Here is a 12,684-nt window from a genome sequence, read left to right as displayed (position 1 = left end):
CTCCTGTGACTACAATAACGGATTCGTGGTGCAGAAGGTGGCGATTGGTGTCGGTGGGCACGGAGCGTGAACTTCGTGCCCGCTTGAGCACATTGATGAATGGCATTTGAAGGGTACGTCCTATTACAGAAGGAGGAACAGAAAAGCGATCGCTGCTAAATCGATGGCAAATGCAGCACCCCACGGATTGTAGTAGCCGTAATCATAGCCATAGCCGTCGTACGCTTGCGTCTGAACCTTTTGCGACTCATCTTGAACAGCTTGCTTCTTGTTCTTTTTGTTCTGTTTCTTTGGCGTCTCTGCGATCTCTGCTGTGGAATGGTACTGGTTCACGTTGGCATGCTGTCCCGCATTCGGTGAGCCCATAGGGCCATTCAATGTCACGCGGCCGCTGCGGCAGTTCGATAGTACGCCAACATGCCGTCTGCCGTCGTGCGTCACGATACATACCGGCAGTCCGCAGAAGCGGGATATATGATCCTCTTGTAGTGGGAAAATCGGTTCCATTTCGTTATGCACCTCCTAATTCTACGCCCATCTTATGCAGGTTAGGGCATTTGTGCATGGTCGATTACCCAGATTGACTAAGCGTTGGCCCGCCCAATTCCTAAAGGGGTTGATCCATTGATGAGCAGGCAGGCAGCTGTGCGGCGAACACGGAAGGGGCTAATGCCCGTCATGCTTGCCGCAATCGTACTCATTGTAGGTGCCGCTGTTGCAGCCAAGCAGCATGGAGGGAGTAAATCGCAGGTATCCGCTGCAGAAGATCTCCAGTATGTATGGTCGCTGGCCGACATGATTCCGACTTCTACAGCGACAGTATCGAATGGGCATCACTGGTTGTTAAGATACGATGTAGATGGAATGCGCAGTGGACAAGCGCTTCGAGCGGCAGGGCTGCTTGGTTTGCATAAAGCCGATGCTTCGACGGAAGGAGCCGCTGGTCAACAGGCTGAGACGGACACGTATGTCGGAACGATTGACACTGATACGGAGTCAGCTGGAATTATCGATGGTGATGCGGATACGAACACAAACAATAGCAGTCAACAGACAGCTGTTGAGGTGTCTATGCTGATCCATACGGATCATAACAGCACCAGCTCTGTCATTGTCGTTAAACCACCTTCAAGCGTAGGTGTAGATGGACTACAAACGGTCGCTAATACAATCGAGCAGGCTGTACATGAGGCAGGCGGACAATACGAATACAGCTTCCGCGTTAGCGGAACGGCAGCACCGGATAACACGGTCGATAAGATGCAATCGCTTAAGCAGCTCTTTACGGACGTTGTGGCCAAGTCGGATGCAGTGCTAGTCGAGAACTATGAGGACAAGGAAGGAATGACGATCAGTGAGTCGCGGTTTTCGCCGCATATCGAGCGGACGATGAAGACAGGCGGCAAGACGTCTAACCTGCAGTTGACCGTTCATCTGGACAGCGAATCGACAGCATTAGACTGGGTTATTGGCGTACCGGTTATAACTGGGGATTACACGGAAGCAGACTAACGATGAAGAGGCAAAACCCGACTTTAATTAGATTGATTACCTTTCCTTGGGGGGACAATCAGTTTTTTTTATGAGTCGCTTAATGGCGCAATAAGGATGAATATGCTACACTACAATACATGATAGACGTATAGAATAGAGAAAATCGCTAAGGGAAGAATGAGGAACATGACGACTACTGTAAAATTGGAGCAACAAGCCGCCGAAGGTGCGGTCTTCTATCTGTTCGGTGCAACAGGCGACCTTGCAAAGCGCAAGCTGTTTCCTGCGCTGTTCAGCTTATATAAAGAAGGCAAGCTTGCAGAGAACTTTGCTGTTGTCGGTCTTGCCCGTCGTCCTCGCACGGACGATCAATTCCGCACGGATGTATATGAGTCCATCGTTGAGTTCTGCCGTTACAAAGCAGACGATGCAGCGCTGTGGAATAAATTCGCTGAGCACTTCACCTACATGTCGCTTGATATCAACAATGTGGACGGCTTCCGCGAGCTGAATAAACGTTCGCTTGAGCTGGACCAGAAATTCAATATTCCAGGCAACCGACTGTTCTACCTGGCGCTTGCACCAGAGCTGTTCGGACCGGTTTCTTTCAATCTGCGCGACGGTGGTCTGCTTGAGTCGGGCGGCTGGAAGCGTCTCGTTATCGAGAAGCCATTCGGCTATGACCTTGAAACGGCTCGCAAGCTGAACGGACAATTGAGCCAAGTGTTCAAGGAAGAAGAAATTTACCGCATCGACCACTACCTCGGCAAAGAGATGGTTCAGAACATCGAAGCGATTCGCTTCGCGAACGCGTTCTTCGAGCCGCTCTGGAACAACAAGCATATTGCGAACGTTCAGATCTCGCTTGCTGAGACCGTTGGCGTTGAAGATCGTGGCGGCTACTATGACAAGTCCGGCGCACTTCGCGACATGATGCAGAATCATATGCTCCAAATGCTTACGATTATCGCAATGGAGCCGCCAAGCCGTCTGCAGCCTGAAGACATTCGGGATGAGAAGGTGAAAGTGCTTCGTTCGCTTCGTCCGTTCAAGAACGGCGAAGAGGTTCGTGCGAACGTTGTACGCGGTCAATACTCTGAAGGCTCGCTCGGCACGAAATCATTGACGGGCTACCGCCAAGAAGATTCCGTTAATCCGGAATCGGTAACGGAAACGTATTTCGGCGCTCGTGTTCACGTGGATAACTTCCGCTGGGCAGGCGTACCGTTCTACATCCGTACAGGCAAGCGCCTGCCGGTGAAGACGACGGAAATCGTAATTGAATTCAAGAACGTCCCAGAGAATGTGCTGTTCCGTGCCGGTGAAGAAGTGAATCCGAACCTGCTCGTCATTCGGGTGAATCCGATGGAAGGCATCTATATTAAGTTCAATGCGAAACGTCCAGGCACGGACAACGATCTTCAGCCGGTTGCAATGGAATTCTGCCAATCGTGCCAGATCGGCATCAACACGCCTGAAGCCTATGAGCGCCTGATCTTCGATGCAGCACGCGGCGAATCGACACGCTTTACGCGTTGGGACGAAGTATCGCAAGCATGGGCGTTCGTTGATGAAATCGCGAAAGCTTGGAAGGAAACAGATTCGGATCTGGCCTTCTATCCAGCAGGCTCGTGGGGACCAGAAGTAATGGACCAAATTCTTGCGCAAGACGGCTTCAACTGGTGGCCGGTTAATGGTCAAGATGAGGATAACGTCATCTGGATCTCGGGCAGCCGTAAGTAAGTTATTATTAATTAATTTAGCTTGGTCGTAATCCGGCCGGTCGACGAAGAAAGGTTATCGTCGGCCGGCCTTCGGACTGTTTCAGAACAACATCATGTGCTGTCTGCATTAGCGGCTGGCGGCTTGAGAGGACGACGAGACTTGTTCAAAATTTATGATATCTCGATGACTGTTCACGAAGACATGCAGGTATGGGGCAATAAGAACAGCAAGCAGCCGCTCGTGAAGAATGTGTCCAACTTCGATGACGGCGAAGTATATGAGTCGCAGCTTACGATGAATCTTCATTGCGGGACGCATGTCGATGCGCCGCTGCATATGTTGAAGGACGGCGCAACGATTGAATCGATTGGTCTTGAAGAGCTCGTCGGCCAGGCACGTGTGCTGGATTTGACGCATGTACAGGACTCGGTATCGAGAGCGGATCTGGAACGGTTCGGTATCCAGAAGGGCGAATGGATTTTGCTCAAGACACGTAATTCCCTCAATGAGAGCATGACGTTTGATGAGCAGTTCGTATATGTGAACGAGGACGGCGCACGGTATTTGATCGAATGCGGCATTCGTGGTGTTGGTGTCGATGGCCTTGGGATTGAACGCTCCCAGCAGGATTATCCGACGCACCGTCAGCTGTTCCGCAACAATATTGTGATCGTAGAAGGTCTGCGATTGAAGCATATTCACCCCGGCAATTATTTTCTCGTGGTTGCTCCACTCAAGCTAACAGGCGTGGAAGCGGCACCGGCAAGGGCTATTCTGATCGGCGGCATATAGGACGGCGGGATTACATTCACCTGCTGCCTAGTCGTTTCACGCATAGTCTATAGATGAATTGAAAGGAAGACATTATGAGCTTATCGTTGAAGGATGAAATCATACAAGAAGTCGAGAAGCGGCGCACATTCGCCATTATTGCGCACCCGGACGCCGGCAAAACGACGCTGACCGAGAAGCTGCTGTTGTTCGGCGGCGCCATTCGTGAAGCGGGTTCGGTAAAAGCGCGCAAGGCAAGCCGCCATGCGACGTCGGACTGGATGGAGATCGAGAAGCAGCGGGGTATCTCCGTTACGTCCTCGGTTATGCAGTTTGATTACAACGGGCATCGGGTTAACATATTGGACACGCCTGGTCACCAAGATTTTAGTGAAGACACGTATCGGACATTGACCGCAGCTGACTGCGCCGTGATGCTTATTGACGTTGCGAAGGGCGTCGAGCCACAGACGATTAAGCTGTTCCAAGTGTGCAGCCAGCGCGGCATTCCGATCTTCACGTTTATTAACAAGCTGGACCGCGAAGGAAAGAACCCATTCGATCTAATGGAAGAGCTGGAGCGCGTGCTTGGCATTCGTTCGGTTCCAATGAACTGGCCGATCGGTATGGGGCGTGACTTGTGCGGCGTTTATGATCGGATGAAAAATCAAGTCGAGCTGTTCAATGGCAAAGACCATTCGACGATTGAAGTCCGCAAGGTCGATGACTATAACGATCAAATTATTCGTGAGATGGCTGGCGATTTCTTAACCGATCAATTGATCAATGATCTTGAATTGCTTGATGTTGCAGGCGATCAGTTTGATCTGGAGAAAGTAAGCCGCGGCGAACTGACGCCTGTCTTCTTCGGCAGCGCGGTCAACAACTTCGGCGTGCAGACCTTCTTGGAGAACTTCCTGCAGCTCGCACCGAAGCCAACGCCGCGTAAGAGCGAGGATGGCATCATCGAGCCAACGAGTGAGAAGTTCACGGGCTATGTGTTCAAAATTCAAGCGAATATGAACCCGGCGCACCGCGACCGGATCGCGTTCCTGCGTATCTGCTCTGGCCGTTTCGACCGCGGGATGTCCGTTAAGCATGTTCGTGCCGGCAAGGACATTAAGCTGTCCCAACCGCAGCAGTTCCTTGCGCAGGACCGCGACATTGTTGAGTCGGCGTATCCGGGCGATATTATCGGTCTGTTTGACCCGGGTATTTTCCGCATCGGCGATTCATTAGCACAGGGTGGCAACGTTGTGTTCAATGAGCTGCCAACGTTCTCGCCGGAAATTTTCGCGAAGGTAACGATTAAGAACGCACTTAAGCAAAAGCAGTACCAAAAGGGCATCGATCAGTTGACCGAGGAAGGCACGATTCAAGTGTTCCGCACGATAAGCTTCGACGATACGATTCTCGGCGTTGTCGGTCAGCTGCAGTTCGAGGTGTTCGAGTATCGAATGCGTGCCGAATATGGCGTTGAAGTTCAGCTTCAACGGATGACGTATCAATTCGCACGCTGGATCATCGATGACAATATCGATCCGTCGAAGTTCCGTATCAACTCGGCACTCGTGAAGGATAAGAAGGACAATTATGTCGTTCTGTTCGAGAATGAGTATGCGATGCGTACGGCAATGGAGAAAAATCCGACGGCGAAGTTCTTGGATACAGCGCCATAAGAATATAAGATAGGAGCCTGTCATTCGCTTTAGAATGACAGGCTTTTTTTCTACATAAGCATCGGCAAGGCCTTGACATGAGAGCGGTCTCATGACAAAATGTACGCGTGTACATTTTTTGCATTTACATGAGAGTTCAAAAAGTACGGTATTCAGCACCTGATGCCGAATTCACTTCTTGTGATACTTCGTGATCAAAAGCGGACTTTTTGAACAACCTCTATAAACAAGTAAAGGGAGTATCGCTTTGAGACAACAAGTGGCGAAGCTAGCGGGAGTATCGCTTTGAGACAACAAGTGGCGAAGCTAGCCGGTGTGTCAGAGGCGACGGTGTCCCGTGTTCTTAATGGCGTAGGACCGGTGAAGGAAGCGACGAAACAGCGTGTGCTTGCAGCTGCGGCAGAGCTGGGGTATGTGCCGAATGCGCTTGCCCAGCAGTTCGCGCGGAAGAAGAGCGGCAACCTCGGCGTCGTATTGCCCCACATGGCGAAAGTATCATTGTTCTCGACCTATTATTTCTCGGAGATGCTGAGCGGCATTGGCTCGGAGGTACAAGCGTCCGGCAACGATCTGCTGCTGCTGTTCCGAGAAGCAGACCAGCCTCGCAACTATACAGCGTTGTTCCAGTCGCAGAAGATCGATGCGCTGATCGTATTGGGAGCAAGAAATATGGAGCTGGATCGCACAGCGCTGGAGGAACTTACGCAGGAGGGCTATCCATTCTGCGTATTGAATCAGCGGTTTGGTCCGCGAGGCAGCGAATCACCATTCTTAACGGTGGATGCGGACCATTGGTCGGGCAGCCAGGAGGCGGTCCGTCATCTGATCGACATCGGCTGTCGACGAATTGCCTTCATCAACGGCCCGGAGCAATACTCGAACAGTATCGACCGGCGTGAAGGATACTTAAGCGTGCTCGTACAGTCGGGGCTTCCGATTGAGCAGCCGCTCATGCTAACCGGCAACTACAGCCGCAAGAGCGGCTATGAGCTTGCGAATCAGCTTGCGGAGCTGATCAAGTCGGGGCAGGCGGATTCGGTATTCGCAGCCAACGACCGCATGGCGATCGGCGCGATGCAGGGACTTCGCGAGCATGGGCTGGAAGCTGGTCGGGACTACGCGCTATGCGGCTACGATGATGCGGATGCGGCTCGAATGGCGAGCCCGCAGCTGACGAGCGTGGCGGTTCCTTTTCAGGAGATGGGAAGAAAGGCTGCTTCTCTTGTATTGGGAGGCGGCAGTATTGGTGCAGATGCATCTCGTTCCGCGGTGCTGCCTGTTCAGCTCGTTATAAGAGAGTCGACAGGGGTACAGCAGCGCAGGAGCAAATAACATACATGACAGCATCTTAGATGAGATCAGCGTAATGGGCTGCGGCCACAATTATTCGAACAGGGGCGATAAGTCAATGGCATTGGATCAAGTGCGAGTAGGCATGGTCGGGTACAAATTTATGGGTAAGGCACACAGCAACGCATATCGAGCGGCACCGATGTTTTTCCCGAACATTACGAGACCGGTTATGCAGGCGATTTGCGGCCGTGATCCGCAAGGTGTCGAGCAGGCTAGAGGCCAATTCGGCTGGCAGTCGGTCGAGACCGACTGGCGCGAGCTCGTGAAGCGCGACGATATCGATCTAGTGGACATTAACGCACCTAGCGATGCACATAAAGAAATCGCGCTTGCTGCTGCTGCAGCAGGCAAGCATCTGTTCTGTGAGAAGCCGCTGGCACTGACGCTGGCCGATTCTCGCGAGATGCTCGAGGCAGCGGAGAAAGCCGGCGTGAAGCATATGGTCGGCTTTAACTATCGTTTTGCACCGGCGGTGCAGCTGGCGAAGAAGCTCATTGAAGAAGGCCGTCTCGGTCAAATCTATCACTTCCGCGCTTGGTTCCTGCAGGACTGGATTATCGACCCATCGTTCCCGCTCGTATGGCGCTTGCAGAAGGAGATTGCAGGTTCTGGCTCGCACGGCGACCTTGGCGCACACTTGATCGATATGGCACGTTTCCTCGTTGGCGAGTTTAGCGAAGTGATCGGGATGAGCGAAACGTTCATCAAGCAGCGTCCGATGCCTTCCGCCATGACGGGCCTCAGCGCGAAGGGCGATGCAAACGCACCGCTCGGCGACGTTACGGTCGACGATGCAACGCTGTTCATGACGCGGTTCGCGAACGGTGCGCTCGGCAGCTTCGAGGCAACGCGCTTCGCGGCAGGACATCGCTGCACGAACTCGTTCGAGATTAACGGCAGCAAGGGCAGCGTGAAGTTCGACTTCGAGCGGCTTAACGAGCTGCAGGTTTATTTTACAGACGATGCGCCTGATGTTCAGGGCTTCCGACGCGTGCTTGCAACGGATGCAGCACACGCTTATATGGACGCTTGGTGGCCGGCTGGACATACGATTGGCTATGAGCATACGTTCACGCATGAGGTTGTTGAGCTGATGCAGGCGTTGTCGGAAGACCGTCAGCCGGTGCCGAACTTCGTAGATGGCGTGAAATGCCAAGAGGTGCTGGAAGCGGTCGATCGTTCGATCGAGCAGCGCCGTTGGGTATCAATCGAAGAGATGTAAAGCAGAGTGACTTTGAACTCCGTTCAAAGATCCTGATGTGAGGAGTAGAACAATGAGAAAAGCACTGATCGTATGGGGTGGCTGGGATGGCCATCAGCCGAAGGAAGTTGCCGCTATTTTCGCTGATATTTTGCGTAAGGAATCATTCGAGGTTATCGTATCGGATACGCTGGACAGCTATGCAGACGAAGAGCTTATGAAGTCGCTTGACCTGATCGTACCGGTGTGGACGATGGGCAAGATCGAACAAAATCAATTGAAGCCGCTGCTCGCTGCGGTGGAGAACGGCTGCGGCATTGCCGGCTGCCACGGCGGTATGGGCGATTCGTTCCGCAACGAGGTTGAATACCAGTACATGGTTGGCGGTCAATGGGTTGCGCATCCTGGCAATGACGGCGTGAACTATACGGTTGAGATGTCTACTCCTGGCGATCCGCTGACGGAAGGCATTGGCGACTTTGAGGTATGCTCCGAGAAGTATTACATGCATGTGGATCCTGCGATCAAAGTGCACGCAACGACGAGCTTCGGCGATGTGAAGATGCCGGTCGTATGGACGAAAACATGGGGGCAAGGCAATGTGTATTACAACTCGCTTGGCCACCAAGCGAATATTGTAGAGATGCCGCAAACAATGGAACTGATGCGCCGCGGCTTCCTGTGGGCAGCACGTCCAGAACAAGGTTAATCGTAAGAGGGTACGAGGAGAGAGGAGAGCTTTCGAATGACACGATCACGGATAGGCATTATCGGTTGTGGCAATATTAGCGATATCTATCTTAAAAATTTAACGGCATCCGACAAGGTTGAGGTCATCGCCGTTGCAGATGCGGATCTGTCGCGTGCTCGTATGCGGGCGGAGCAGTACAGCTTGCCGCATGCCTATTCGGTAGACGAGCTGTTGGCAGACCCTAACGTCGATATCGTCGTTAACCTTACGATTCCGAAAGCACATGCGGAAATCAGCTTGCGTGCGCTGGAAGCAGGTAAGCATGTGTACGGCGAGAAGCCGCTGGCTGTAACGATGGAGGAAGGCGCTCGCGTTATGGCGCTCGCAGATGCCAAAGGTTTACGCGTTGCTTGCGCGCCAGAGACTTTCCTCGGTGGCGGTATTCAAAGCTGTCGCAAGCTCATTGATGACGGTGCGATCGGCAGACCGGTTGCAGCTACCGGATTCATGATGAGCGGTGGACATGAAAGATGGCATCCAGATCCGGCTTTTTATTATGAAGTTGGCGGCGGCCCGATGTTCGATATGGGTCCGTATTATTTAACCGCGTTCGTTACGCTGCTTGGACCTATTCGCCGTGTTACAGGCTCGGCCGTTATTACGCACGAAGAGCGTACGATCACGAGTGAACCAAAGCGTGGGCAGAAGATTCGTGTTGAGACGCCGACGCATATTGCAGGAGTCATTGATTTTGCCTCCGGTGCCGTCGGTACGCTTATTACAAGCTTCGATATTGCTGCTGGCGCAGGGCTGCCGCCAATCGAGATTTATGGGACTGCAGGCACACTGCGTGTACCTGATCCGAATAACTTCGGTGGGGAAATCCAGCTGCGCAAAGCTGGATCATCGGAGTGGCAGTCGATCCCGCTGACGCATGGTCTGACGGACAACTGTCGCGGTATTGGTGTAATCGACCTGGCTGAGGCTATTGCGGAAAATCGGCCGCACCGCGCGCATGGCGCTATGGCTTATCATGTCCTTGAAGCGATGCATGGCTTCCATATTGCCTCGAATGAAGATCGTCATTATCAGATGACGAGCTCTTGTGAGCAGCCGGCCGCTATGTCTGCAAACGAATAAGGATATACTTGTAAAATGCCATACAAGAATAACAAACGAAGGACAGCCCGGTAAACCGGTTGCTGTCCTTCGTGCTATCTTGCGATAGCGTCAGTAGCGTGGTCCTCAAAAGAGAATTCTTTCTCAGGAATGTCCGAGGCCGGCGGCATCGGCTGAATCGCCTGCATGCAGATGGCGGTGCAAAGATCCGACCATGCTTGTTTGTTCATTGGCAGAGCTGTCCTGCCAAATCATTTCGAACAAAACACCGAGTCCAGGAAGTGCTCGTTCATCTGCGCCGATCGAATCTTGAATAATGTCGCTAAGTTCCTCGTTGGACTTATCCTTAACCCGCAAAATAATCGCCTGCCGCAAATCGATTGTATTCAAGCAGATTACCTCCCATTGACGTTAGACGCGTATTCATTATGTCCTGTGCACGCACAATACACACGAGGAGACATGTGGCAAGCGTTCAAGGCATCGCGTAAGGAAAGCAGCGCTTGTATATGGTATAATTGTTGGGAACAGGACTGGGGGAATTGGTCATGGCTAAAAAGCAATATGCCGTCATCGGAATGGGGCGTTTCGGCTCAAGCGTAGCTGCTACATTATCGAATCTTGGCTTTGATGTTCTAGCCATTGATGCCAGTGAGCAGCGTATACAGGAAGCGTCACAGGTTGTCACGCATGCCGTCTCGGCAGATAGTACCGATGAAGAAGCGCTTCGGGCGCTAGGCATACGGAATTTCGATGTCGTCGTTGTTGCCATTGGACAAGATATCCAGGCGAGCATCCTGACGACACTCATTCTGAAAGATCTTGGCGTGCCAAGACTGATCGTTAAAGCTCAAACGGAGCTGCACGGCAAAGTGCTTAGCAAAATCGGAGCGGACAAGGTGGTCTTCCCAGAGCGGGACATGGGCATGCGCGTCGCTCATCACCTGATCTCGCCTAACATTGTAGATTTCATTGAGTTGTCGGATGACTACAGTATTTTGGAATTGGCAGCGCCAGCTCAAATGGTCGGTCGCAATCTGAAGCAGCTCGATATTCGGCCGAAGTTCCGCTGTAATATCATGGCGATCAAGAGCAACGGTCAGATGAATATTTCGCCACTCGCAGAGGACGTCATTCATACGGAAGATGTGCTTGTTATTGTAGGCAAAAACGACGATCTGGCGAGCCTGGAACGGGCATATTTTGATGGACGTTAGGCTTGGAATTACGTCGTTAATGGATAATCGTTGATGCAATCATTGATGTGAAATAGAGCAAGCTATTATTGGGTTTACATTGAAGAGAGGTTCTTACGTTGTTTGATGTCATGTCAGTGCAGAACGCCCGTGCGAAGAGCTGGGCAGCCCTATTGGACAAAAAGCACCGCGACCGCGCAGGCCGGTTTATTGTTGAGGGCATTCATTTGGTGCAAGAAGCGCTCCGCTGCGGAGCTGAGATAGAGGCCGTCGTCTATGACGGCGAACGCGGACTGCCCGCGGAGCTCGACCGCGAGACAGCGCTGGCAGAGCAGCATGATCTGCTCGTGAGCGCATCGCAGGCTGTAATGGCGAAGTGCACGGGGACGGATTCGCCGCCGCCCGTATTTGCGGTAGTGATCAAGCCGGTTGTGAACGAGGAAGCCTTGTTCCGCGAGCAATCGCTCGTCGTTGTGTTGGATGGTGTACGTGATCCAGGCAATGCGGGAACGATAATCCGCAGTGCGGATGCAGTTGGTGCAGATGCGGTCGTGCTAGGACGAGGCTGCGTAGATCTCTATAATCCGAAGACGGTACGTTCGACGATGGGGTCGCTGTTCCATCTGCCCGTGATCGAGGCAGATCTGAGCAAGCTGCTGCCACAGGCCAAGGAGCGGGGCATCCGCTTGGCAGCGACGAGTCTGCAGTCGGCAGTGAGCTGCTTCGACTGCGATTGGACAGGCCCGACATGGCTGGTGCTCGGCAGCGAGTCGGATGGTATCTCGGCGGACGTATTGGCGCTTGCCGATCAGTCCGTTATTATCCCGATCCGCGGCCAAGCGGAATCGCTGAACGTGGCGATGGCGGGTACGGTTATTTTGTATGAGGCGTTGAGGCAGCGGGAGCGGGCTGGGAAGTAGAAGTATTGTGTGTGGGTTATAACATCTAAAAAATCTGGCCTAGGCGACAATGCCGGCTTATGCGGGGCGTTGGCGCTGGGCTTAAGAGCGCTCGGTTCATAGACGGGGGAATCTCCGCCGACATTCCGGTGGTCGCCCTAGTCGGCAGTGGACAGTCGATAAGAACGAATAGAACCAACATAGCAGATACCTATCGGGGCATTATCATTTAGACCTTAAATAGACGGGGCTGTCCCAAAAGTCATTAGACTTTGGGACGGCCCCTTGTGTTTCAATGAACTGCAAGAGCAGCTGCGCAGAGCGAATGTTCTTACGATCGCTGTTGTCACCGGATTGCTCTGAATGGGTAAGATCGTGACTAGGTAGCAATCCGTTGACAAAGGCGACCGCTGACGCTTCTTCAGAATCATTCGTCTGCTCCGCTGCTAGCAGTATTTTGGTTTTAGACAAACAAAAAGAAACAGCCTTTTGGTAAAATGGAAGTACCACCAACCATTCCAAAGGAGCTGTTTCTTTTGTACATCCAATATACCAT

General features: G+C 52.5%; 13 protein-coding genes. 10 read left to right on the top strand and 3 right to left on the bottom strand.

Translation table 11 applies throughout. The features are described 5' to 3' along the window. Positions 1-123: 123 nt before the first annotated feature. Positions 124-507, bottom strand: a complete 384-nt coding sequence (locus DFQ01_RS29655) for a hypothetical protein (protein ID WP_110047548.1) — start codon at positions 505-507, stop codon at positions 124-126. 120 nt (positions 508-627) lie between these two features. Between DFQ01_RS29655 and DFQ01_RS29650 the strand changes: the two genes are divergently transcribed. The 8 genes from DFQ01_RS29650 to DFQ01_RS29615 all read left to right on the top strand — a co-directional run bounded on the left by DFQ01_RS29650 (position 628) and on the right by DFQ01_RS29615 (position 10,054). After that, positions 628-1,512, top strand: coding sequence for a YwmB family TATA-box binding protein (locus DFQ01_RS29650; protein WP_110047547.1), 885 nt, complete (start codon positions 628-630; stop codon positions 1,510-1,512). A 168-nt stretch (positions 1,513-1,680) separates the two neighbouring features. Continuing rightward, positions 1,681-3,237, top strand: coding sequence for a glucose-6-phosphate dehydrogenase (gene zwf / locus DFQ01_RS29645; protein ID WP_110047546.1), 1,557 nt, complete (start codon positions 1,681-1,683; stop codon positions 3,235-3,237). Positions 3,238-3,378: 141 nt separating this feature from the next. Beyond that, positions 3,379-4,011, top strand: a complete 633-nt coding sequence (locus DFQ01_RS29640) for a cyclase family protein (RefSeq protein WP_110047545.1) — start codon at positions 3,379-3,381, stop codon at positions 4,009-4,011. 74 nt (positions 4,012-4,085) lie between these two features. Beyond that, on the top strand, positions 4,086-5,669 hold the full coding sequence (locus tag DFQ01_RS29635; protein WP_110047544.1) for a peptide chain release factor 3: 1,584 nt from the start codon (positions 4,086-4,088) through the stop codon (positions 5,667-5,669). A 285-nt stretch (positions 5,670-5,954) separates the two neighbouring features. Beyond that, complete coding sequence (locus DFQ01_RS29630; RefSeq protein ID WP_110047543.1) at positions 5,955-7,001, top strand: LacI family DNA-binding transcriptional regulator; 1,047 nt, start codon at positions 5,955-5,957, stop codon at positions 6,999-7,001. 82 nt (positions 7,002-7,083) lie between these two features. After that, positions 7,084-8,244 carry a Gfo/Idh/MocA family protein gene (locus DFQ01_RS29625; protein WP_110047562.1) on the top strand — a complete coding sequence of 387 codons (1,161 nt, stop codon included), beginning with the start codon at positions 7,084-7,086 and terminating at the stop codon, positions 8,242-8,244. 52 nt (positions 8,245-8,296) lie between these two features. Continuing rightward, entirely contained in the window at positions 8,297-8,932 is a 636-nt protein-coding gene (locus tag DFQ01_RS29620) for a ThuA domain-containing protein (RefSeq protein ID WP_110047542.1), read from the top strand. Between the two features lie 36 nt (positions 8,933-8,968). Next, positions 8,969-10,054, top strand: coding sequence for a Gfo/Idh/MocA family protein (locus tag DFQ01_RS29615; protein ID WP_110047541.1), 1,086 nt, complete (start codon positions 8,969-8,971; stop codon positions 10,052-10,054). Between the two features lie 123 nt (positions 10,055-10,177). On the opposite strand, the gene sspI is transcribed toward DFQ01_RS29615, so the two are convergent. Beyond that, positions 10,178-10,423 (bottom strand): small acid-soluble spore protein SspI, encoded by a 246-nt coding sequence (gene sspI / locus DFQ01_RS29610; protein ID WP_110047540.1) that lies wholly within the window; start codon positions 10,421-10,423, stop codon positions 10,178-10,180. 158 nt (positions 10,424-10,581) lie between these two features. Between sspI and DFQ01_RS29605 the strand changes: the two genes are divergently transcribed. Both DFQ01_RS29605 and DFQ01_RS29600 read left to right on the top strand, forming a co-directional pair. Then, on the top strand, positions 10,582-11,250 hold the full coding sequence (locus DFQ01_RS29605) for a potassium channel family protein (protein ID WP_110047539.1): 669 nt from the start codon (positions 10,582-10,584) through the stop codon (positions 11,248-11,250). A 110-nt stretch (positions 11,251-11,360) separates the two neighbouring features. Beyond that, complete coding sequence (locus DFQ01_RS29600) at positions 11,361-12,149, top strand: TrmH family RNA methyltransferase (RefSeq protein WP_110047561.1); 789 nt, start codon at positions 11,361-11,363, stop codon at positions 12,147-12,149. Between the two features lie 204 nt (positions 12,150-12,353). Here the strand turns inward: DFQ01_RS29600 and DFQ01_RS31450 are convergent. Continuing rightward, positions 12,354-12,684, bottom strand: a 331-nt coding sequence (locus DFQ01_RS31450; RefSeq protein WP_219993717.1) for a hypothetical protein, incomplete at its 5' end; no start/stop codon positions are given.

Origin of the sequence: Paenibacillus cellulosilyticus, assembly GCF_003182255.1 — a bacterium.
GTDB classification, from domain to species: Bacteria; Bacillota; Bacilli; order Paenibacillales; family Paenibacillaceae; genus Paenibacillus_T; species Paenibacillus_T cellulosilyticus.
This window is presented reverse-complemented; position numbering and strand designations above follow the sequence as displayed.

Bases quoted from the DNA above. Each gene is read 5' to 3' on its own strand.
- DFQ01_RS29615 (WP_110047541.1), top strand. From the start codon at position 8,969: ATGACACGATCACGGATAGGCATTATCGGTTGTGGCAATATTAGCGAT.
- DFQ01_RS29635 (WP_110047544.1), top strand. From the start codon at position 4,086: ATGAGCTTATCGTTGAAGGATGAAATCATACAAGAAGTCGAGAAGCGG.
- DFQ01_RS29600 (WP_110047561.1), top strand. From the start codon at position 11,361: ATGTCAGTGCAGAACGCCCGTGCGAAGAGCTGGGCAGCCCTATTGGAC.
- DFQ01_RS29620 (WP_110047542.1), top strand. From the start codon at position 8,297: ATGAGAAAAGCACTGATCGTATGGGGTGGCTGGGATGGCCATCAGCCG.
- DFQ01_RS29655 (WP_110047548.1), bottom strand. From the start codon at position 507: ATGGAACCGATTTTCCCACTACAAGAGGATCATATATCCCGCTTCTGC.
- zwf (WP_110047546.1), top strand. From the start codon at position 1,681: ATGACGACTACTGTAAAATTGGAGCAACAAGCCGCCGAAGGTGCGGTC.
- DFQ01_RS29605 (WP_110047539.1), top strand. From the start codon at position 10,582: ATGGCTAAAAAGCAATATGCCGTCATCGGAATGGGGCGTTTCGGCTCA.
- DFQ01_RS29650 (WP_110047547.1), top strand. From the start codon at position 628: ATGAGCAGGCAGGCAGCTGTGCGGCGAACACGGAAGGGGCTAATGCCC.